Source organism: Olsenella sp. An285, assembly GCF_002159625.1.
Lineage (GTDB): Bacteria > Actinomycetota > Coriobacteriia > Coriobacteriales > Atopobiaceae > Thermophilibacter > Thermophilibacter avicola.
Genome location: NZ_NFIZ01000004.1, coordinates 100251 through 121187 on the forward strand (window position 1 = coordinate 100251; position 20937 = coordinate 121187).

General features: G+C 66.7%; 18 protein-coding genes and 1 riboswitch. Of the genes, 11 read left to right on the top strand and 7 right to left on the bottom strand.

The features are described from left to right. Positions 1-44: 44 nt before the first annotated feature. The 9 genes from B5F79_RS04020 to B5F79_RS04060 all read left to right on the top strand — a co-directional run bounded on the left by B5F79_RS04020 (position 45) and on the right by B5F79_RS04060 (position 7284). The gene (locus B5F79_RS04020; protein WP_241147246.1) at positions 45-413 is read left to right on the top strand and encodes a YccF domain-containing protein; all 369 of its coding nucleotides are present in this window, start codon (positions 45-47) and stop codon (positions 411-413) included. Positions 414-497: 84 nt separating this feature from the next. Continuing rightward, positions 498-1094 (top strand): sugar O-acetyltransferase, encoded by a 597-nt coding sequence (locus B5F79_RS11260; RefSeq protein ID WP_087217747.1) that lies wholly within the window; start codon positions 498-500, stop codon positions 1092-1094. 5 nt (positions 1095-1099) lie between these two features. Continuing rightward, a complete protein-coding gene (locus B5F79_RS04030; protein WP_087217750.1) occupies positions 1100-1729 on the top strand; it encodes a DUF1294 domain-containing protein in 630 nt (209 codons plus the stop codon). A 94-nt stretch (positions 1730-1823) separates the two neighbouring features. Further along, positions 1824-1924: riboswitch (TPP riboswitch) on the top strand. A gap of 93 nt (positions 1925-2017) precedes the next feature. Further along, positions 2018-2656, top strand: a complete 639-nt coding sequence (locus B5F79_RS04035) for a YkoF family thiamine/hydroxymethylpyrimidine-binding protein (RefSeq protein WP_087217752.1) — start codon at positions 2018-2020, stop codon at positions 2654-2656. Between the two features lie 2 nt (positions 2657-2658). Next, positions 2659-3267 carry an ECF transporter S component gene (locus B5F79_RS04040; RefSeq protein WP_087217754.1) on the top strand — a complete coding sequence of 203 codons (609 nt, stop codon included), beginning with the start codon at positions 2659-2661 and terminating at the stop codon, positions 3265-3267. Beyond that, positions 3260-4774, top strand: coding sequence for an ABC transporter ATP-binding protein (locus B5F79_RS04045; protein ID WP_087217756.1), 1515 nt, complete (start codon positions 3260-3262; stop codon positions 4772-4774). Before B5F79_RS04040 ends, B5F79_RS04045 begins: the two co-directional genes overlap by 8 nt. Further along, entirely contained in the window at positions 4762-5481 is a 720-nt protein-coding gene (locus B5F79_RS04050; RefSeq protein WP_087217758.1) for an energy-coupling factor transporter transmembrane component T family protein, read from the top strand. The genes B5F79_RS04045 and B5F79_RS04050 overlap by 13 nt, the downstream gene beginning before the upstream one ends. 10 nt (positions 5482-5491) lie before the next feature. Continuing rightward, a complete protein-coding gene (locus B5F79_RS04055; protein WP_087217760.1) occupies positions 5492-6787 on the top strand; it encodes a radical SAM protein in 1296 nt (431 codons plus the stop codon). Next, positions 6775-7284 (top strand): hypothetical protein, encoded by a 510-nt coding sequence (locus tag B5F79_RS04060; RefSeq protein ID WP_087217762.1) that lies wholly within the window; start codon positions 6775-6777, stop codon positions 7282-7284. The genes B5F79_RS04055 and B5F79_RS04060 overlap by 13 nt, the downstream gene beginning before the upstream one ends. Here B5F79_RS04060 and B5F79_RS04065 read toward each other — a convergent pair. Beyond that, the gene (locus tag B5F79_RS04065) at positions 7281-8741 is read right to left on the bottom strand and encodes a C69 family dipeptidase (protein ID WP_087217764.1); all 1461 of its coding nucleotides are present in this window, start codon (positions 8739-8741) and stop codon (positions 7281-7283) included. The two genes, B5F79_RS04060 and B5F79_RS04065, sit on opposite strands and share 4 nt — an antisense overlap. A 484-nt stretch (positions 8742-9225) precedes the next feature. Between B5F79_RS04065 and B5F79_RS04070 the strand changes: the two genes are divergently transcribed. After that, entirely contained in the window at positions 9226-10254 is a 1029-nt protein-coding gene (locus B5F79_RS04070) for a 3-deoxy-7-phosphoheptulonate synthase (protein WP_087217766.1), read from the top strand. 159 nt (positions 10255-10413) lie between these two features. On the opposite strand, the gene pflA is transcribed toward B5F79_RS04070, so the two are convergent. The 6 genes from pflA to B5F79_RS04100 all read right to left on the bottom strand — a co-directional run bounded on the left by pflA (position 10414) and on the right by B5F79_RS04100 (position 17846). Beyond that, positions 10414-11226 (bottom strand): pyruvate formate-lyase-activating protein, encoded by an 813-nt coding sequence (gene pflA / locus B5F79_RS04075; protein ID WP_087217768.1) that lies wholly within the window; start codon positions 11224-11226, stop codon positions 10414-10416. A 149-nt stretch (positions 11227-11375) separates the two neighbouring features. Continuing rightward, positions 11376-11618, bottom strand: a complete 243-nt coding sequence (gene grcA3 / locus B5F79_RS04080) for an autonomous glycyl radical cofactor GrcA3 (RefSeq protein ID WP_072369518.1) — start codon at positions 11616-11618, stop codon at positions 11376-11378. 131 nt (positions 11619-11749) lie between these two features. Beyond that, a complete protein-coding gene (pflB, locus tag B5F79_RS04085) occupies positions 11750-13840 on the bottom strand; it encodes a formate C-acetyltransferase (protein ID WP_087217772.1) in 2091 nt (696 codons plus the stop codon). A 246-nt stretch (positions 13841-14086) separates the two neighbouring features. Beyond that, positions 14087-14578, bottom strand: a complete 492-nt coding sequence (locus tag B5F79_RS04090) for a GtrA family protein (RefSeq protein WP_087217774.1) — start codon at positions 14576-14578, stop codon at positions 14087-14089. A 62-nt stretch (positions 14579-14640) separates the two neighbouring features. After that, positions 14641-17127 (bottom strand): glycoside hydrolase family 3 C-terminal domain-containing protein, encoded by a 2487-nt coding sequence (locus tag B5F79_RS04095; RefSeq protein ID WP_087217776.1) that lies wholly within the window; start codon positions 17125-17127, stop codon positions 14641-14643. 53 nt (positions 17128-17180) lie between these two features. Next, a complete protein-coding gene (locus tag B5F79_RS04100) occupies positions 17181-17846 on the bottom strand; it encodes a TetR/AcrR family transcriptional regulator (protein ID WP_087217778.1) in 666 nt (221 codons plus the stop codon). Positions 17847-18035: 189 nt separating this feature from the next. Between B5F79_RS04100 and B5F79_RS04105 the strand changes: the two genes are divergently transcribed. Then, positions 18036-20912, top strand: coding sequence for a glycoside hydrolase family 3 C-terminal domain-containing protein (locus tag B5F79_RS04105; RefSeq protein WP_087217780.1), 2877 nt, complete (start codon positions 18036-18038; stop codon positions 20910-20912). The last annotated feature ends 25 nt before the right edge of the window (positions 20913-20937 follow it).

Below are 20937 nucleotides of genomic sequence, written 5' to 3' on the forward strand. Positions count from 1 at the left end.
CCGTGTGGCGTACCATGACGTCATCTCGATTGGGGGAGGGAGCCATGGGCTGTCTGGGGACGCTTTTCAACATCATCTGGATCCTGACGGGCGGGTGGATGACCGCGCTCGCGTTTCTTGTCGCCGGAGCGCTCTGCTATCTCACCGTCATTGGCATCCCGCTGGGGCGCCAGGCGTTCAAGATGGCGTCGCTCACGCTCGCACCGTTTGGAAAGACGATCTCCTACGGCGGCGGCGCGCCCTCGCTTGTTGCCAACGTGATCTGGGTCGTTCTCGTTGGTCTCTGGACCGCGATCGGTTACGCCATCGAAGGCGCGCTCTTCTGTTGCACCATCGTTGGCATCCCCTTTGGCCTGCAGCTCTTTAAGATGGCCAAGCTCGCCCTGTGCCCGTTTGGCGCCACGGTGCGGTAGGGGCAACGCCAGCTCGTCGCGCTGGCTCGCTCGTCACGCTACACTGTGAGCTCCCTGCTCTTTTCACCGACGAAACGGAGCCACATGACCGCGCTCGACCTCATGCGCTCGGACGAGCCGTACGCCATCCACTACCTCGACATGCCCAACCACCTGCAGGGCGCAGCACAGGAGCTCTGCTGGCGGTTCAACCAGCTGCGGCCCTCAGACGTGGAGGGCCGCTCGGAGATTCTTCGGGAGCTTCTGGGCACCTGGCATCCGCGTGCGACGGTCAAGCCCGTCTTCCGGTGCGACTACGGCTTCAACATCCACTTTCGCGGCTTCGCGCTCGTGAACTACAACTGTGCGTTCCTGGACACCTCGCCCATCCGCATCGGCGAGGGAACGTTCATCGCCCCGGGCTGCGTGCTCGCGTGTGCGGGACACGCCGTTGACCCGGCGCAGCGCGCCGAGGGCGTGCAGACGTCGGCGCCCATCACCATCGGTGACAACGTCTGGCTGGGCGCCAACGTCACCGTGTGCGGCGGCGTGACCATTGGTGACGGTGCGGTCGTGGCGGCGGGGAGCGTGGTCACGCGCGACGTGCCCGCGTGCGTGCTCGCCGCCGGGGTGCCGTGCCGCGTGATTCGCGAGGTGGGGCCGGACGACCGCGTGACGCCCGTCGTCCCGGACGGGGAGTAGGGGCCGTGCACGACCTCCTCTCCGCGGCAGCGCCCGAACCGCTGCCGGTCTACCTCGCGGTCATGAGCCTCGCGACGCTTGCGGTTTCTGCTCTGGACGGGTGGCGGCGAGGCCGTCGCGGACAGGATGCGGGCGTCTCCCATGCGGCGCTCTCGCTGCTCTCGTTCGCCGGCGGGGCTGCGGGCGGCGTCCTTGGGTTTCTCCTGTTTGACCGGCGCAGCAACAAGCGCAACGTCACGTGGCACGTCTTCTCGCTCGTGGCCCTCATGGCCTGGGCGCTCGTGCTCGTCTCCCTCTACGTGGGGCCGCTCGACGCCGGCGCGCTGCGCGGGGCGCTCGCGCGCGACCACACCGTCCTTCTCGCCTATCTTGGCGGGGCGAGCGCCGTGACCTTTGTCGCCTTCGTGGCGGACAAGCTCGTGGCGATGCACAACGGCCGCGGGCATGACGCCTCTCGCCTGCCGGAGATGCTGCTCCTGCTGCTGGCGCTCGCGGGCGGGGCGCCGGGAGGGCTGCTGGCCATGCTCCTTGCGCGGCACAAGATCAGAAAGCCCGCCTTTGCCGCCGGGCTTCCCATGATGCTCGTGGTCCAGGCGGGCGCGGTTGCGTACCTGATTCAATTTGGGCTGGCGTAGGGCGCGCCCCGTGTTTCCGACGTCGAAAAAATGTCGCAACCAACCCTCCCAGCTGTCCTATAATGCAGGCCGGCGCTCATCGCGCTGACGTTGACAAGCAAGCTGGGGGTGCTCGCACGAGCTGAGAGGGACGTCTCCCAACCCCTTGAACCTGATCTGGTTTGTACCAGCGTAGGGAAGCTTTCTCGCGCCCGTCTCCTGACGGGGCGGGGGTTTGGGGCGTGCCCCTTCAAGTGGCGGAGACCATCGCGCGGCTGGCGCGGCATCCCGCCGGACGAAGGGGAAGCCATGACGCAAAGCTGCTCGTGCTCGTGCAACCGCGACGACCTGCCGTGGGCCGGTCGCGGCACGGACCTCGACATCTCGGGGTGCCGCTTCACGCTCTATCCCATGAGCGACGACTTCATCGACATCATCCTCGGCGCGCTCGAACAGACGGACACCTCGTACGTCTGGAGCCAGACCGACGCCCTCTCCACCGTGTACCGCGGCAAGCTCCCCTACGTGATGGACGCCGTCGCGGCCCTCTTTGCCAACGCGTGGCGCGAGGGGGTTCACATGGCCATCGAGGGCCAGATCTCCAAGGGCTGCCCCGGCGACATCTCGGGGGACTCCGTCCTCACCTGCACGGGTGACGCCCCCAACGCCCGTGTGGTGGCCGAGCGGGGAGACCATCCCGTCCACGCCAAGTTCGCCCTCTACCCGCTGGGGGTCGAGGACTACATCGACGACATCGCCCAGGTCTGGCGCCTGGCCGAACAGCGCGGCCTCGAGCCCACGAGCGTCCACTACTGCACGCGCCTCGAGGGAACCATCTCCGAGGCCTTTGCGTTTCTCCAGGAGGTCTGCGAGCTCATGGAGAAGACCGTCTCGCACTACGTCGTGCACTTCACGATGAACGTCAACAGCCCCACCGAGGAGGAGTAGCCATGGCACAAAGCAAGGGCGCGGAGAAGAAGGACTACGGCTGGAAGCTCCAGGAGATCGTCTTCGTGGCGATGAGCTGCATCGTTTTGGGTGTCGTCTACCTGGCGGCGGTCTACCTCTCCGCCTTCATCAACACCGCGGGGACGCCCGTGGGGCTGGGCTTCCTCGGCAACGAGCTGCTCTTTGGCGTGTGGTTCATGGCATCGACCTTTGCCGCCTACATCATCCAGAAGCCGGGCGTGGCGCTGGTCTCCGAGATTCTGGCCGCGCTCATCGAGGTGCTCCTGGGCAACATGTACGGCCCCATGGTCATAGTCACCGGACTCGTCCAGGGCATCGGCTCGGAGATCGCGTTCGCGGCGTTCCGCTACCGTCGCTTCGACTGGACGACCATGACGCTCGCGGCCTTCCTCTGCTGCGTCATCAGCTTCGTCTGGAGCTTCGTTCGCTCCGGCTACGGCGAGCTCGCCTTTGGCCTGCTCGTGCTGTTCTTCGTCATCCGCCTCGTGAGCTCCGTCGTCTTCTGCGACGTCATCTGCAAGGTCGTGGCGGACAGGCTGGCGGGCACGGGTCTGCTCAAGGGCTACGCTCTCGGCCGCTCGCATGAGTAGGGCGGACGAGAAGAACGAGGGCCTCGCAGCTGCCGGGACGGGCTCCGCCGCCCCGGCGCTCGCGTGCCGCGATCTGACCTTCCGCTACGCCGAGGGGGACGAGCCCGTCTTCGAGCGGGTCTCCCTCACGGTGGGGAAGGGGGAGGTCGTGCTCGTGATGGGGGCCTCCGGCTGCGGGAAGTCCACGCTCGCGTACTGCCTGGCCGGGCTCTACCCCGACTACGCGGGCGTGCTCGAGGGCTCCGTCGAGGTCGAGGGACACCCCGTCGCCGAGCTCGGCCCGCAGGAGCGATCGCGTGCGGTCTCCATCCTCTTCCAGAACCCGGACAACCAGTTCTGCATGGACACCGTCCGCCACGAGGTCCTCTTTGCCCTGGAGAACGTGGACTACGCCGGCGACCTCGAGGGTCGGGCGGCGGAGCTCCTGCGCGAGGCCGGCCTTTGGGAGTATGCCGAGCGCCCCGTGCGCGAGCTCTCGGGCGGCACCAAGCAAAAGCTCGCCCTGGTGACGGCCCTTGCCACCGGAGCCCGCACGCTCGTCCTGGACGAGCCCTTCGCCAACCTCGACCCCATCTCGTGCAGGAGGCTCGCGGGCGAGCTGCGCACCCTCAACGAGCGGGGAATCACCCTGCTCGTGGTGGACCACCGCCCCGGTTGGTGGCTCCCCTTCGCGGACCGCGTGGTCTTCATGGAGCGCGAGGGCTCTCTCGACGAGAGGTCCTTCTCGCCCTCCGGGGTCGCCGCCCGTCGTGACGAGTTTGGGGAGCGCGGACTTTTCCTGGGGTCGGAGTGGCTGCGGGGCTACGCGCCTCCAGAGGTCTCAGCGGATGCGCCCGCGGCCCTGCGGGCGCGCGGGCTCTGCGTCGGGCACGGCAGGCGGGACGTTCTCTCCGGGGTCTCCCTCGAGCTTCCCCGCGGAAGCGTCACGTCCATTCTCGGCACGTGCGGCTCCGGCAAGTCGACGCTGCTCATGGCCCTTGCCGGTGCCGCCAGGAGCACGGGGGACCTCAGGGTCTCCGGGCACGTGGGGCTCGTCTTCCAGAACCCCCGCTTCCAGTTCCTCGCGCTCAGCGTGCTCGAGGAGGTCATGGTGACGCTCCGCGCTGCGCGGCCCGGCTCCCCGGACGAGGAGCTCGAGCCCGAGGCGCGGGAGCTCCTGGAGGAGTTCGGGCTCTCCTCGCGCGCCGCGGCCTCGCCCTACGAGCTCTCCCAGGGCCAGCAGCGTCGCCTGGCGCTTCTCTCCATGCTCGCCGCATCCTGCGACGTGCTGCTGCTCGACGAGCCCACCTACGCCCAGGACGAGCGCTCCACGCGCTTCATCCTCGACCTCCTCATGGAGCGCGTGGCCCGCGGGCTCGCCGTCCTCGTTGCCACGCACGACGTCGAGCTCGCCCGCGCCATCTCCAACCAGGTGCTCCTTGCCGAGGACGGCGCTGTTCGCGCGCTGTCCCCGGCCGAGCTGGACCGCTACGTCGGCGAACGAGAGGAGCCCGCATGCGATCTCTGAACCCGGGCCTCAAGCTGCTTGCGACGGTGATAGCCTCGCTCATGCTGTCGCTCACCTACAACGTGCCGGTGAACCTTGTCGTGGCGGCGTCCTGCCTCCTGGTGACGCTCCTCACCCCCGGCGTCAATCGCAGGAGGCTCGCGCTCACGATGGTCCCCTTTGCGCTCACGGCGCTCGCCTTCTTCACCACGGGGCTCTTCTTCGGGACGGCGGGCGATGCCTCGGGCGTCCAGACGAGCGCGTTTGGCCAGCGCACCCTCTACGCCACGGACTGGACCACCGCCATGCAGCTTGCGAGCCGCGTTCTGGCGTACGGCGGCCTGGGCGTGCTCTTTGCCTTCACGAGCAACGCGTTCGAGCTCGTCATGAGCCTCATGCAGCAGTTCAGGCTCCCGCCCAAGTTCGCCTACGGCGTCCTTGCCGCGTACCACTTCTTTCCCGTGGTGACGGAGGAGTTCACCGTCGTGGGTGCGGCGCTCAAGGTGCGCGGCGTGAGGGCGTCGCCCTTCTCGACAAAGCGGCTGCTGCCCATGCTGGCGCATGCCCTCGAGCGCTCCGAGAGCCTCGCCATGGCGATGGAGTCTCGTGGGTTCGAGGACGGAGCGCCCCGCCGCGTGGCGTTTCGCGTGCCGGTGAGGGCGCGCGACGTCTTCTTTCTCGTTGCCGTTCCCGCGGCGATAGCCGCGGGGCTGATCCTTCTTCGCTAGGGGTTGACAGATGGCTCAGGGCAAACTGTCAAAGGTGGGGGAGATGGAGCGGCTGCTCTCCGAGCACCCGTCCTTCTCGCCCTTCGCGCTGCTCAAGATTTCGATGACATGCCACGGTGCCCGGCTGTCCCGCCGCGCGCTCGAGCGGCTCCAGGAGCCTGACTATCGCTTCGGCACGCCCGAGGCGGCATCCCCCGGAGGCGCCGCTTCCAACTCCTTCGACATCGAGTTCGAGGGGAGGCCCGCCGGCCTCGTCATGCCGGGGGCGGTGCTGCTGCGCGACTCGACCTTCGTCTACGTCAACTGGGGAGAGACCTACGAGGATCCCTTCCTCGTGGACTACGACCCGGAGCTCGGGGCGTTCCTGCTCAGGGAGTCCCTCGAGGGGGACCCTGCCATAGACGTGGTGGACTTCGTGCCTCGGCCGGCGATCTTTGGGCGACGGACCTCGCGCGGGACCCTCATGGACTCGCTCGTTGACGTGAGGCCGCAGAAGCTCATCTTCACCGCGTACCGCCGCTGCAGGTTCTGGGAGGGCGGGGAGCAGTGCCTCTTCTGCGCCTTCTTCACCAAGGACCCGGCCGACCCCGCCGTCGACCCCGAGGACCTCTACGAGACGGTCCACGCTGCGCTCGAGGAGCCGGGGAGGTACTCCGAGCTCTACCTCTCCGGCGGGACGGACTACTCCGGCTCCGAGCCCTTCGAGAACGAGGTGGAGCGCTACATCCGCTGCCTGCGCGCGATGGGCCGGGACTTCTCCGGCGGACGCTTCCCCTGCCAGCTCATGGCGCCCGCCTACCCGCGCCACCTGCTCGAGCGCATCCGGCGCGAGACGGGGATAACCGCCTACGGCGCGGACATCGAGGTCTGGGACAGGCGGCTCTTCGAGTCGCTCTGCCCCGGCAAGGCCCGCGTTGTGGGCCGCGACGAGTGGGTGAGAAGAACCGTCGACGCCGTGGAGGTCTTTGGCCGGGGGAACGTGTACACGCAGGTCGTGGCGGGGGCCGAGCTCGCGCGCCCGGGCGGGCTGCCGAGCGAGTCCGCGGCGCTCGCGTCCAACCTCGAGGCGTGCGAGTTCTTTGCGGAGCATGACGTGAACTGCATGTTCATCATCTGGCGACCGCACCGTCGCGCGCTCCTGGGCTGGCAGGAGATCCCCTCCGTGGACTACTACGTCCGGCTGGCGGAGGGCTTCCACGACATTCGCGCCGCGCACGGGCTCTTCTCCGCCGACGACGACTACAAGACGTGCGGGAACCACCCCTGTGCGGACCTCGAGAGGACGGACGAGAGATGCTGGGCGTAGGGGACTTCCTCCCGGTGGGCGAGGAGCTGGCGGCGGCGCTGGGCGATGGGGTGGCGCGCGCGGCGGTGACGGTGCCGGGGCACGATGGCGCGATTGCCTGCGACCTGCTGCTCGTTCGCGCGAGCGACGCCGGGGCGGGAAAGCTCGCGCTCGTGCTGGCCGTTCGCGAGGAGAGGACCGACCTCGGCGCCGGGCTCGTGCGCGGGCTCTGGTACGACGCTCCCGTGGAGGTGCGGGCGTGCCTGGGGGACGGAACGTCCTGGCTCGTTGTGGCGCGCGTGTGGCGCTGCTGCATCGCGGGGAGGCTCTTCTCGGACGTCCTGGGGCGCGAGCGCACGGCGGGCACGGAGGATGTGGCCTCCGCGTGGGAGCTGCGCGTGCTCGGCGCGAGGAGGGTCGAGGGGTCCGACGTCCCTGCGGCCGTCGAGCCGTCCCGGGCGCCGCGCGAGGAGCTCCACCTGGACGTCCTCGCACGGCGCGGCGGGCTCTCTGGCTAGCCGTCGCTCCTGGAGAAGGCGTTTCTCATGCGCATGCTGGCCTCGTAGAGGACCTTGTCGAGCAGGTCCTCCGTCTGGCGGCGGCACTCGTCCGCGATCGCGGCGTTGCACGCCTCGAGGCTGCCGCCCTTTGCGTCGCACGCGCGGATGAGCGCCGCGCAGCGTGCGGGGAGCGCCTGCTGATAGCGCTCCACGTGCGGCAGGCACGCGCCGTAGGCGGCGTCGGCGAGCGCGCCCACCAGGCGGTTTGCCCAGTAGAAGCTCTCGCTCGTCACGCGCGTGGTGGTGTCCTCGAAGTACGCCGGAGTCTCCGTGACGCTGGCGTAGAGCGGAACGAGCGCGTTGAAGGCGTTGGAGCCGTACGCGATCCACTGCAGAGCCGCGCGCTCCGGGGCGACGTCGGGGCGCAGCTGCAGGACGGCGAGCTGGCTGTTGCGGTTGATGCCGATGGGCCGGTAGCGTCCGCGCACGCCTGCGTGAGCGGGGTTGGTCCCGTACGGGTCGTAGGGCGTGCCCTGGTAGTGGAGGGAGAGGACGTACTTGACGTCCTCGATGGTCACCTTGCGCTCTGGCTCGCGGCACCAGGGGATGCGGTCGCTCTCCGGGCCGAAGTCCGCCGCCGGTGCCGCCGTGTCCCAGGGGCCTGCGTGCGGGCTCAGGAAGCGCTGCATCGCCCAAGCGCGCGGCGTGTTGTAGACGTGGTCGGAGTCCGAGTGGCTGCCAAACGCCTCGCGCGGGTTGAAGTGGGAGCCGCGCACGCCGAGCGTGAGGTCGAGGTGGTTGGCTGCCATCCACTCGCGAAGGTCCGCGGAGCAGAGGTGCTCCCCCTGTGCTCCGAAGGCGTCATCGAGATCGAAGTCGTCGATGCCGAGCTGGTTGGGCATGGTGACGTAGGAGTCGTCCGGGACGCGGCGCGCGATCCAGTGGTGGCCTCCCACGGTCTCGAGCCACCAGATCTCGTCCGCGTCCGAGAAGGCGACGCCGTTCATCTCATAGGTGCCGCAGCGCTCCAGAAGCGCGCCCAGGCGAAGCACGCCGTCGCGGGCGCTCGTGGCGTAGGGCAGGACCAGCGTGACCATGTCCTCCTCGCCGATGCCGCCGGGGGTGCCGGTTGCGGCGTCGTAGCGCACGAGCGGGTCCGCGGCGAGCACGCGCTCGTTGGTGGTGATGGTCTCCGTGGCGCTCATGCCCACGTTGCGCTCGTTGAAGCCGGCCTCCTCCCAGAGGCCCTCCTTGAGGTCGGCGTTGGGCATGGCGGTGTAGCGCATGCCGGGCTCGGAGAGCTCGATCTCCAGGTGCGAGATGACGCTCCTGTAGACAGCGCCAGCCTTAGGCGCCTCGCGCGCCACGAAGCGCTTGGGGCAGAACTCCCCGTTGGAGGAGTCCTCGTTGCGGGCGACGATCGTTGAGCCGTCGTAGCTGGCCTTCTTGCCAACAAGGATGGTGGTGCAGGGCATGGTGCCTCCTTCGTGCGCGCCGTGGGCACGGCACGCCGTCGTTTGCTTCGGCATCATCTTAGCGATTGACCGGACTCGTGGCACGGCGATACCCTGCGCGCAAAACCATCGTTCGGGTCAGTGGTCCTGCGGCGCAAAAGCAAAACGGGCCTTCGGGCCGGTGGATTTTGGGCTCTGTGGCGCCCCACTCATGGGGATGCTTTTCATAATCCAGGCAGAACGTTGTGATCTAGGCCGTCGAGGACGAGACGTTTCGCCAGAATCCACCGACCCGAAGACCCGTTTTGCGGCGGAGTCTCCCATCCGCCGGCCCGAACGCGTTATCTGCAGAAGAATCTGGGGACGCCAGCCCCGTAGAAGGCTGGCAGCCCGGAAGAGGCCGTCATGTCCCGATTCGTCTTTAACATCGGTTTTCGGCGTTGTGCGTCCGCTGCCCGACGCGCGATAATACAACGCGCACGTCCCACACGCCCGGAGGTAACACATGGCAATGAAGTTCAAGCGTCTCCTTCCCATCCCCAAGGACATCCGTGCCGAGATGCCTCTCTCCGAGGAGATGGCTGCTCGCAAGGAGGCCTTTGACGGGAGCGTGGCCGACGTTCTCACCGGGCGCGACGACCGCCTGCTGCTGATCATCGGCCCGTGCTCGGCGGATCGCGAGGACTCCGTGCTCGACTACGCCTGCCGGCTCGCCAGGCTGGCAGAGACGGTCAGGGACAAGATCGTGGTCATCCCGCGCGTCTACACCAACAAGCCGCGCACCAAGGGCACCGGGTACAAGGGTCTGCTCCACAACCCCAACCCCGAGGCGGCCGACGACCTGCTCGAGGGCGTGAAGGCAATCCGTCGCATGCACCTGCGCGTTGTTGAGGAGACGGGGCTCTTCACCGCGGACGAGATGCTCTATCCCACGAACTACCAGTACCTCATCGACGTGCTCGCCTACATCGCGGTGGGCGCGCGCTCGGTGGAGAACCAGGAGCACCGCCTCGTGGCCTCCGGCGTGCCCATGCCGGTTGGCATGAAGAACCCCACGGGCGGCTCCACGGACGTCATGCTCAACTCCATCTACGCCGCCCAGCAGCGCCAGACCTTCATCTTCCGCAACTGGGAGGTCAACACCACGGGCAACCCGCTCGCGCACGCGGTCCTGCGCGGCTACGTGGGCCTGGACGGCATAAACTACCCCAACTACCACTACGAATACCTCGAGCGGCTGGCGGAGAAGTACACGTCTGCGAGCTTCGAGAACCCGGCCGCGATTATCGACTGCAACCACGACAACTCGGGCAAGCGGCCGTTCCAGCAGATCCGCATCATCCACGAGGTACTCGACTCGATGAGCCGCTCGGATACCATCCGGGGGCTCGTGCGCGGCTTCATGGTGGAGTCCTACCTCGTGGACGGAAACCAGCCCGTGGGCGGCGGCACCTACGGGCAGTCCATCACGGACGCCTGCATAGGATGGGAGAAAACCGAGCGTTTGGTGAGGGAGATCGCCGAGCGGGCGTAGGCCCTGGCCTTCCTGGCCCTGTCAAGAATCCCGAGCTGCGCGTTCTTCTCGCCACGCGTAGCTCGGGTTTTTTCCCAAGCGGGCACAAATCCCGAGTTAGGCGTGCAAAACTTCAAACCACGTCATACGTAGCTCGGGATTCTGGGCGTACGGCACGCGCTACTTTCCGCGCTCGGCCCGGCGCGCGGCGCGTGCGGCGAGCGCCACCTGGCGCAGCTCCTTCGCACGCGCGGCGTTCATTGCCTTCACGCCCTTGAGGGGGTAGTCGATGCCGAGCTTCTCGTACTTGGTCTTGCCGAGCGTGTGGTAGGGGAGGAAGTCGAGCCCCACGACGTTGTCCCAGTCGCCGATGATGCGGCCCACGGCGGCGCACTCCTCCTCGGAGTCGGTGAGGCCGGGCACGACCACGTGACGGATCAGCGTGGGGATGCGCCTGCGGGCAAGCTCCTCTCCGAGCTCGATGGCATGGCTCGCGGGCAGGCCGCAGAGGGTCTCGTGCAGCGCCGGGTCCGAGGTCTTGATGTCAAGGAGCACCATGTCGGTCGCGTCCAGCAGCGCGGAGAAGCGGTCGGCGTGCTCCGCGGAGAACGTGGCCGCCGAGGTGTCCAGGCACGTGTGGATGCGCCCGGCGGGCGCGGCGTGCGCGGCGCGGAACAGGGCGGCCACGAAGTCGGGCTGCGCCATGGGCTCGCCGCCGGTGACCGTGATGCCGCCGGTGCGGTAGAAGGGGCGGTTGCGCTCGTAGCGCTCGAGGAGCTCGCCGACGGTCACGCTCGTGCCGGGGCCGGTGCCGTCAGCGCGGGCGAACTCCCAGGTGTCGGGGTTGTGGCAGTACTGGCAGCGCATCGGGCAACCCTGGCAGAACACGACGAACCGCGTGCCGGGCCCGTCCACCGTCCCAAAGCTCTCGGTGGAGTGAACCCGCCCGATCACGTCGACGTCCCGCACGTTCTTCTCGGTATCCACAGTCACATCCGCACCTTCCACCCAGACATGCAACAAGACGATGATAGACAGAAGCGGGCCGGGAGATTGCGAAGCAGAGCTTCTGAGCGCCGAAAGGCGCGAAGCGCTCTGCGGAGCAACCTCCCGGCCCGCCCTACGGACAGGTCAGGTTGACCTTACATCGCCTCGTGGAAAGTACGGGAGATGACGTCGTCCTGCTGCTTCTTGGTGAGGGAGTTGAACTTCACCGCGTAGCCGGAGACGCGAATGGTGAGCTGGGGGTACTTCTCGGGGTGGGCCTGGGCGTCAAGCAGCGTCTCCTTGGTGAAGACGTTGACGTTGAGGTGGTGGCCACCCTCCTCGACGTAGCCGTCGATCATGCTGACGAGGTTGTCGACCTGCTCGGCAGAAGCGCTCATGTGAGTTCCTTTCTCGTATGGGTCGCCCGCGAGGGGCGACCCGCTGTTTCTCACAGTGTACCCGATAATTGCCACCATGCTAGTAACAATTACCGAATCTGCAAATTGGGGACTGTCCCCAATTTGCAGGACTAGCAGCAGCCGCAGTCGGGGGCGGGGTTCTCGATCTGGATGTCCACGCCGAGAGCGTCGAGGTCGAGCTCGCCGAACATGACCTCGCCGTCCTTGCCGAGGGCGTTGGGCACGATGGAGAACGTGTTGGAGATGCCGTCCTGCGCGTCCTTGAACGGGAGCTTGGCGACGGAGGCCAGCGAGGCGACGGCGCCGTGGGTGTCACGACGGTGCATCGGGTTGGCGCCCGGGGCGAAGGGCTCGCCGGCGCGACGGCCGTCGGGCGTGTTGCCGGTGGCGTTGCCGTAGACCACGTTCGAGGTGATGGTGAGGATCGAGGTCGTGGGCACGGAGTTGCGGTAGGTGTCGGTCTCGCGGACGTACTTCATGAAGACCTCGACCACGTCGTGGGCGATCTGGTCCACGCGGTCGTCGTCGTTGCCGTACTTGGGGAAGTCGCCCTCGACCTGGTAGTCGGTCACGAGACCGGTCTCGTCACGGACGACCTTGACCTTCGCGTACTTGATCGCGGAGAGGGAGTCGGCCACGACGGAGAGGCCAGCGATGCCCGTGGCGAACCAGCGGTGGACGTGCTCGTCGTGCAGGGCCATCTGCAGGCGCTCGTAGCAGTACTTGTCGTGCATGTAGTGGATGATGTTGAGGGAGTTGACGTAGACCTCGGCCAGCCACTGCATCATGTCGCGGTACTTGGAGACGACGTCGTCGTAGTCGAGGTAGTCGCCCTCAACCGGACGGAACTTCGGGCCCACCTGCTCGCCGGTCTTCTCGTCGCGGCCGCCGTTGATGGCGTAGAGGAGGCACTTGGCGAGGTTGGCGCGGGCGCCGAAGAACTGCATCTCCTTGCCGATGCGCATGGAGGACACGCAGCAGGCGATCGCGTAGTCGTCGCCGTGGTAGACGCGCATGAGGTCGTCGTTCTCGTACTGGATGGAGCTCGTGGTGATGGAGATCTTGGCGCAGTAGCGCTTGAAGGCCTCGGGCAGGCGGGTGGACCAGAGCACCGTGAGGTTGGGCTCGGGGCTGGTGCCCATGTTCTCGAGGGTGTGGAGATAGCGGAAGGCGGTCTTGGTGACCATGGAGCGGCCGTCGACGCCCATGCCGCCGATGGACTCGGTGACCCACTGCGGGTCGCCGGAGAAGAGCTCGTTGTACTCGGGGGTGCGGGCGAACTTGACCATGCGCAGCTTCATGACCAGGTGGTCGATGATCTCCTGGGCCTCGGCCTCGGTGATCTTGCCGGCCTTGAGGTCGCGCTCGGCGTAGATGTCGAGGAAGGTGGAGTTGCGGCCGATGGACATGGCGGCGCCGTTCTGCTCCTTGACCGCGGCGAGGTAGCCGAAGTACAGCCACTGCACGGCCTCCTGGAAGGAGGCGGCGGGCTTGGAGATGTCGAAGCCGTAGATCTTGCCGAGCTGGTTGAGCTCCTGGAGGGCGCGGATCTGCTCCGCGAGCTCCTCGCGGTGGCGAATGGTGGCCTCGTTCATGGTCTTCTGGGTGCCGGCGTGCTCGGCCTTCTTCTCCTCGATGAGGCGGTCGACGCCGTAGAGGGCAACACGGCGGTAGTCGCCGATGATGCGGCCGCGGCCGTAGGCGTCGGGCAGGCCGGTGATGATGTGGCTGTGACGGCAGGCGCGCATCTCGGGCGTGTAGCAGTCAAAGACGCCCGCGTTGTGGGTCTTGCGGTAGTTCGTGTAGATGTTCACGATCTCCGGGTCGACCTCGTAGCCGTTCTGCTTGCACGCGGCCACGGCCATGCGGATGCCGCCGTTGACCATGAGGGCGCGCTTGAGCGGCTTCTCGGTCTGAAGGCCCACGATCTTCTCGAGGGGCTGGTCGATGTAGCCCGCGGGGTGCGAGATGATCGTGGAGACGAGGTCGGTGTCCATGTCGAGGACGCCGTTGTGCTCGCGCTCCTGCTGGAAGAGGTCCATGACCTCGTCCCAGAGCTTGGAGGTGTTCTCCGTGGGGTCGGCGAGGAAGGACTCGTCGCCGTCATAGGGGGTGTAGTTCTTCTGGATGAAGTCGCGGACGTCAATCTCGTGCTCCCAGTTACCGCCGACAAACCCTTCCCAAGCTGCTACCTGACTCACTTGTCACGCTCCTTTGACGTGGTCGTTGCGTAGCCGTTGCTGTAACGGCACCCTACAAACTACCAGATATGTGAAGCGTTTGTGAGACAAATAAGTTAGAAAAGGTTGTCACCTTGCAAACTACACAGTGAGACACAGCATGTTGTGTCATGCCTCGTCATGTGACTCAACTTGTAGTGGTATGCGTGACAGGGGGACGGGGCTTTGTCACTGCTCCGTCCCCGCCGCCTCCTGTCGCACGCCCCCTTACTTGCCCGGCGCGATCCAGAGCTTGAGAACCGGGAAGCTCACCACCACCGCGAGCAGCGTGTTGACCACGGAGGCGATGGTCCCGGCGAGCGTGGCGTCGATGCCGAGCGTCTGCTGGCAGAAGCTCATCACGTAGTTGGGAAGCAGCAGGTTCACCACCACAATGACGACGGCGAGCACGGCGTACTTCCACGCGGTCTCGCGGTAGGATGCGTCGGACTTGAAGACGAGCTTCATCTGGACAAAGAAGTTCACCACCTGCGCCATTACCTCGGCAATGAGAAACGCGATGAACGCGCCTAGGCCCGTGTCGCGGTAGTCGAAGATGAGAAACTGGAACGGCTGCGTCATCTTGAGCGCCTCGACGAAGATCGCCGTTCCCGCCGCCGTCAGCGCGATGCGGGTGATGGTGGAGATGTTGGAGAGCACGTTGAACTTGATGAACTCCCAGAGGCCCTGGTGCTCCTCGGTCCACGTCTTGAAGCTCATGATGCGATCCTTTCTGCGGGGTGTGCAACGGGCGTGCAAAAGTGCCTGTCTCCTTTGCACGGCTAGAGCTTGCTGGCGAGCGCGCGGTTGCGGATGAGGTTGGCGAGAAGCGCCCAGAGAATCGGCGCCACGATCCATGCCAGCCAGAGCAGGAGCCCCGCGACGGGCCCCCAGCCCAGGACAAGCGACAGGATGAGAAGAGCGATGCCGCCCCAGCCCCATCCGCGTGCCTCGCGCAGGATGGCGTCCACGACGCCCATGTCGGTGATGCCGCCGGTCATGATGCCCATGGCGCGCAGGGGCATGTTCCAGATGAACAGGACGTTGATGTCCGAGACCCCGCTCTTCTCTATGGCGCGCACGCGGGAACGTAGGACCAGCCACACGAGCCAGAGGATGCCCGAGCGCCCGTGATTGAGGTCTCGGAAGCACATGTTGGGGCCGATTTGTGGCGCGGCGTCGGGCACGGGTCGGCCGAGAAGCGCGGCGAAGTGCGCGTCGCTCACGTTGGTCACGTCGGCAGTCTCGTATGGCGCCACGTCGACGCCCTCGTAGGGGTTCGGCGCACCGGTACCGGCGAGCTCGACCGTCCCCACAAGACGGACGTCCTCGCTCGAGGCGCCCACGCGGACCTCGTAGGTCCCCGACTCGATCTCCCAGCGGGCGGTCGCCACGTTGAAGTAGGAGAAGGCACGCTCGTCGAGCGCGATCTCCACCGTTCGGGACTCGCCCGGGGCGAGCTCCACGCGGGCGAAGCCGCGCAGCTCCTGCTCGGGGCGGAAGACCTTGTGGTCGGGCTTTGCCACGTAGAGCTGCGCCACCTCGGCGCCCGAGCGCGTTCCGGTGTTGGTGACAATGAAGCTGGCACCGTGCTCGGTGGCCTTGAGGTCGGAGTAAGAGAAGGAAGTGTAGGAGAGGCCGAAGCCAAAGGGATAGGCCACCGGCACGTGCGCCGTCTGGAAGTAGCGGTATCCCACGTAGATGCCCTCGCGGTACTCGGCGTGCAGGTCCTCGGCGGGGTAGTTGGCGGAGGAGGGGACGTCCTCGAGGCGGACGGGCCAGGTCTCCGTGAGCTTGCCCGACGGGCAGACGGCCCCCGTCACGACGTCGAGCGCCCCGCCCGCGCCTGCCTGGCCACCAAGCGCGCAGTAGAGGAGCGCGGGGGCGTCGGACGCCCAGTCGCTCTCGACGCAGGAGCCCGCGCAGAGCAGCACCACGATGCGCGGGTTGACCTGGGCGAGCGCGTGGAGCAGCTCGACCTGGTTGGCGTTGAGCGCCATGGTGCGGCGCTCCGCCCCCTCGGTCTCGGCGGCCTCGTCGAGGCCAAGGGCAAGAAGCACCACCTCGGCGCGCGCGGCGAGGTCGAGCGCGGCCCTGAGCTTGGCGCGGTTCTCGCCGCCGTGCCGCTCGAAGCCGGGCTCGTACCCCACCAGCTCGAGGTCCGTCTCGCCCATGAGGCCGAGCAGGCTGTCCACCTTGGTGCTGTTGACCGCGGAGGAACCCGCGCCCTGATAGCGCGGGGTCTCGGCAAAGTCGCCAATCAGTGCAACGCGGGTGCGCGGAGCGAGCGGCAGGAGGTCGCCCTCGTTCTTGAGCAGGACGCAGCCCTCCGTGGCAGCCTTGCGGGCGAGCGCGTGGTGGGCCGCAGCGTCGAAGGTGGCCGGTGCCGCCTCGAGGCCTGCGCGTGTGGAGAGCACGAGCTCGATGGCCTCGTCGACGCGCTCGTCCACGTCCTTCTCGGCAAGCCGTCCGGAGCGTACGGCTTCGATGAGCTCGCGAGCCTCGCCCAGGCCGGGCGCCGGCATCTCAAAGGTGGAGCCCGCCGCCACGCCGGCGGCGTGGTCGTTGGAGCCGCCCCAGTCGGTCACGACGGCGCCGTCGAAGCCCCACTCGTTATGCAGGATGTCCTTGAGCAGGTGCTCGTTCTCGTTGGCGTAGGTGCCGTTCACGAGGTTGTAGGAGGTCATGATTGTCTTGGGAGCGGACTCGCGCACCACGGTCTCAAAGCTGGCAAGGTAAATCTCGCGCAGGGTCCGCTCGTCGATGACGGAGTCCGACGCCTGGCGGCGCGTCTCCTGGCTGTTGACGGCAAAGTGCTTGGGGCACGCCGCGATGCCGTTTGACTGCACGCCGCGCACGAAGGCCGCGGCCATCTTGCCGGACACCAGCGGGTCCTCCGAGAAGTACTCGAAGTTGCGGCCGCAGAGCGGGTTGCGCTTGATGCAGAGGCCGGGAGCGAGCAGTGTGCCCACCTTCTGGACGGCCGCCTCCTGGCCCATGGCCGCGCCCACGCGCTCCTCGAGCTCCTCGTCCCAGGTGTTGGCCATGGTGACGGCAGTGGGGAAGCACGTCGCGGGCTCCGAGCCGGAGAGGCCGAGGTGATCTGCGTGCTCTCCGGCCTGGTGGCGCACGCCGGACGGGCCGTCGGAGAACTCCATCTGCGGGATGCCCGCTTTCTCGAGCGGCCAGGTGCCGAAGGGCGTGGCGCCCTGCAGCAGGACGCACTTCTCCTCGAGCGTGAGCTTGGCGATGATGTCTGCGTGCTTCATGCGTCCTCCTCGACGGCGTCTGAGTCAGATGATACGGGGCGATGGAGCCCCGCCTACCTCTCTGTCACAACCGGCGCGCTGCGCGGCACAATCGGCGTTCCTCTCACGGAATCGAGCGCACAGAGGGTCGCGCGCGTAGCCAGGATGTGCATGCGGTACCAGTAGTCGTCCTTGTGCCAGCGCAGGGCTCGGTTGAGAAAGAAGGTGCCGTAGAGATCGCGAAGGTACATGAGCTCCGCCTCGCGACGGGTGAGTCCCCCGCGGCCCATGTAGAGCGGAACCGAGTTCTCGATCTCGGCCTGATAGATTCGGTGAATGACGTGCTCGGCAAGAGACTCGTCCATGAGAAGCGGCAGGTACTTCTCGTCGTTTGCCAGTCGTTGGCAGGCGGGCAGCAACGTCTCGTGGGCGCGAAGCTCGTTGGGTTCGGTCATTGCGGCGACGCGTCGGGCGTTGTCGAGCGTGCCCCCCGGCCCTCCGCTGCGGGTGTTTCTGCTTGAAACCTCGAAGCAGGCGTCAATGAGCTCGTCCACCACATCGGATAGGTTCGCGAAGTGCCTGTAGAACGTGGAACGCGTGACCCCCGCCTCGCGACAGAGCTCGGAGACGGAGAGCTCGTTGAACCCGCGGGAAGCAAGAAGGACGAGCAGAGCGTCCTTGATGCGACCCTTTGTCCTGCGCGACCTCTGGTCCTCCGCACGCGTCCTCTGTCCTCTCATGGCACGCCTCCTCCAGTCCAGAGGGGACCGCCCCCTCACAAATCATTGTGTTCCATCTGCGCGCTCGGCGGTGAAGCACAATCGGACAACCTGTAGCGGAACTCGCCCGCTGGCGGAGGTGCGGGCGGTGCAGGTGGGGCAGCGGTGCGACCATTGCCCCAGGAAGTTCGTGAGAAAGGGGAGAAGAACATGCTGCAGATCGACATGGAGGACGTCTACGCGGTCCTTGGCCTCTGCCTGCCCTACCTCGTGGCAATCGGCGTCGCGCTCGTGGCGCTCGTCGTGGCCTTGGTGGCGGTCCGCGGCTTGCCCGGGCCCAAGAGATTCCTTGCGCGCTCCCAGGCCGCCATCGCCTGCGTGCTCGTGGTGGCAGTCTCGCTGAACCTGCTCTGCCTGGGGCCCATGGCAACGCTCATCGGGCTTGCCACGAGCCCGGCGCTCACCGTCAGCGAGGAGACCGCCCAGGAGGCCCGCGACCTCACCGAGCGCATCACCGGGGAGGGCTTCGTCCTGCTGGAGAACGAGGGCGGCGCGCTGCCGCTTGCCCCGGACGCGAAGGTCAACCTCTTTGGCTACGCCTCCGAGAACCCCGTCTACTCCGGCGTGGGGTCCGGTGGCATCAACGACCTCTACGAGAAGGTCTCCATCAAAGACAGCCTCACCGCCGCCGGCATCGAGTACAACGAGGAGCTCAGCCAGTTCAATGCGGACTTTGGTGCGGGCCCGGAGGTGAGCGAGCTCTCCCAGAGCTGGGACCTGCCCCAGCCCACCGTTGACGAGTATCCCGATGAGCTGATCTCCGGCGCGCGCGACTTCTCTGATACCGCCGTCATCGTGATCTCGCGCCTGGCAGGCGAGGGTCACAACGACATGCCCACGGACATGACGCAGGTGGCCTACGACAACAACTCCGACGAGTACGCCGACTTTGAGGCCGGTGACCACTTCCTGCGCATCTCGCAGACCGAGAAGAACATGGTCGAGATGGTCTGCGACAACTTCGACGAGGTCATCGTGGTCTACAACGGCTCCAACCCGATGGAGCTCGGCTGGGTGGAGGACTACGACCAGATTGCCGCCGTGATCTGGGCCGCCGGTCCCGGCAACACCGGCTTTGCCTCGCTTGGTCGCATCCTCACCGGTGAGGTCAACCCCTCTGGCCGCACTCCCGACACCTTTGTCTACGACATCATGGAGGCCCCGTACTGGGAGAACGCCGTCAAGGCCGACTACACCAACATGGCGGACATGGGCGTTGAGGGCATGAACAACGGCGTGCCGCAGACCTACTACCCGGCCTACATCAACTACGCCGAGAGCATCTACGTGGGCTACAAGTTCTACGAGACCGCCTACGCCGAGGCAGAGGCGGGGCGCATGGACTTTGACTACGACTCCTCCGTGCAGTACCCGTTTGGCTACGGTCTCTCCTACACCGCTTTCGAGCAGGAGATGAGCGACCTCACCGTCGACGGGGACACCGTGAGCTTCGACGTCACCGTGACCAACACCGGCGACGTCACTGGCAGGGACGTGGTGGAGGTCTACTACACCCCGCCCTACGTCGACGGCGGAATCGAGAAGGCCGCGGCAAATCTCATTGACTACGACAAGACCGAGCTGCTCGAGCCCGGAGCGTCCGAGACCGTGCACTTTGAGCTGGACGTGGAGGACATGGCCTCCTTCGACGTTGACGGTCGCGGCTGCTACGTGCTCGACGCCGGCGACTACGAGGTGAGCATCCGTGCGAACAGCCACGATGTGCTGGACAGCCGGTCCTTCTCGCTTGCCGAGGCCGAGGTCTTTGACGAGTCCAATCCGCGCGAGGGTGACGAGGCGGCGGCGACCGCGCGCTTTGCCGATATCGCCGGCAACGTGACCTATCTCTCTCGTGCGGGCGGCTTTGCCAACTACGACGAGGCGTGCGCGCCTGCCGCGAGCACCGAGATGACCGACGAGCAGCGCGCCGCGTACCATCTCAACTCCACCTTCGACTACACCACCTACCTCGACCCGGACGCCGAGATGCCCGTCACGGGCGCCGACAACGGCCTCGTGCTCGCCGACCTGCGCGACGCGGACTATGACGACCCGCGCTGGGACCAGCTCCTGGACCAGATGACTGTGGACGAGATGGTGGAGCTCATCTCCATGTCCGGCTACCAGACCCCTGCCGTCGACTCCGTTGGCAAGGTCCAGACCATCGATGCGGACGGTCCCACCGCAATCAACCAGAATTTCACCGGCGAGGGGTCCATCGGCCTGCCGATTCCGGTGGTGCTTGCCTCCACGTGGAGCCCCGACCTGCAGCACGAGTACGGTGAGGTCATGGGCAAGATGTGCCGCGAGATGGGCATCGAGGGTTGGTACGCCCCCGGCGTGAACATCCATCGCTCCGCCTTCGGCGCGCGCAACTACGAGTTCTACTCCGAGGACGGTACGATGTCCGGCCTCGTCGCGGCAGAGGCCGTCGCGGGTGCGCAGACCCAGGGCGTCTATGCCTACGTCAAGCACTTCGCGCTCTACGACGGCAACGCCAAGATGGTCTGCGTCTGGGCGGACGAGCAGGCTGCGCGCGAGATCTACCTGCGCGCCTTTGAGATTCCCGTGAAGGATGCCGGGGCGAACGCGGTCATGGTGTCCTGGAACTTCCTCGGCACCCGCTGGAGCGGTGAGAACTCCGAGCTCATGAACGGCGTGCTGCGTGACGAGTGGGGCTTCCGCGGCATGGCGCTCACGGACTTCTTCCGCAACAACGGTCACGGCTTCATGAACGCGGACGCGGCTCTTGCCAACGGCGTCGACGCGATGCTCTCCACCTACGGCGGCGGCCCCAACGTGCCGGCCGACGTGACCGACGCCTCCACGGTCGCCTATATGCGCCAGGCATCCAAGAACATCATGTACACCGTGGTGTCGAGCTGGGCGTACGAGGGTGACGGGACGCAGGACGGCCTGCCCGCGTGGCAGATGGCGCTCATCGGCGCAGATGTGGTGCTGGCGGCCGCTCTCGTGGGCTGCGAGGTACTGGTGCTTCGCGGCTACAAGAGGCGCATCTCGTCATAGAGGCGGATGAGATTCCCATGGTCCT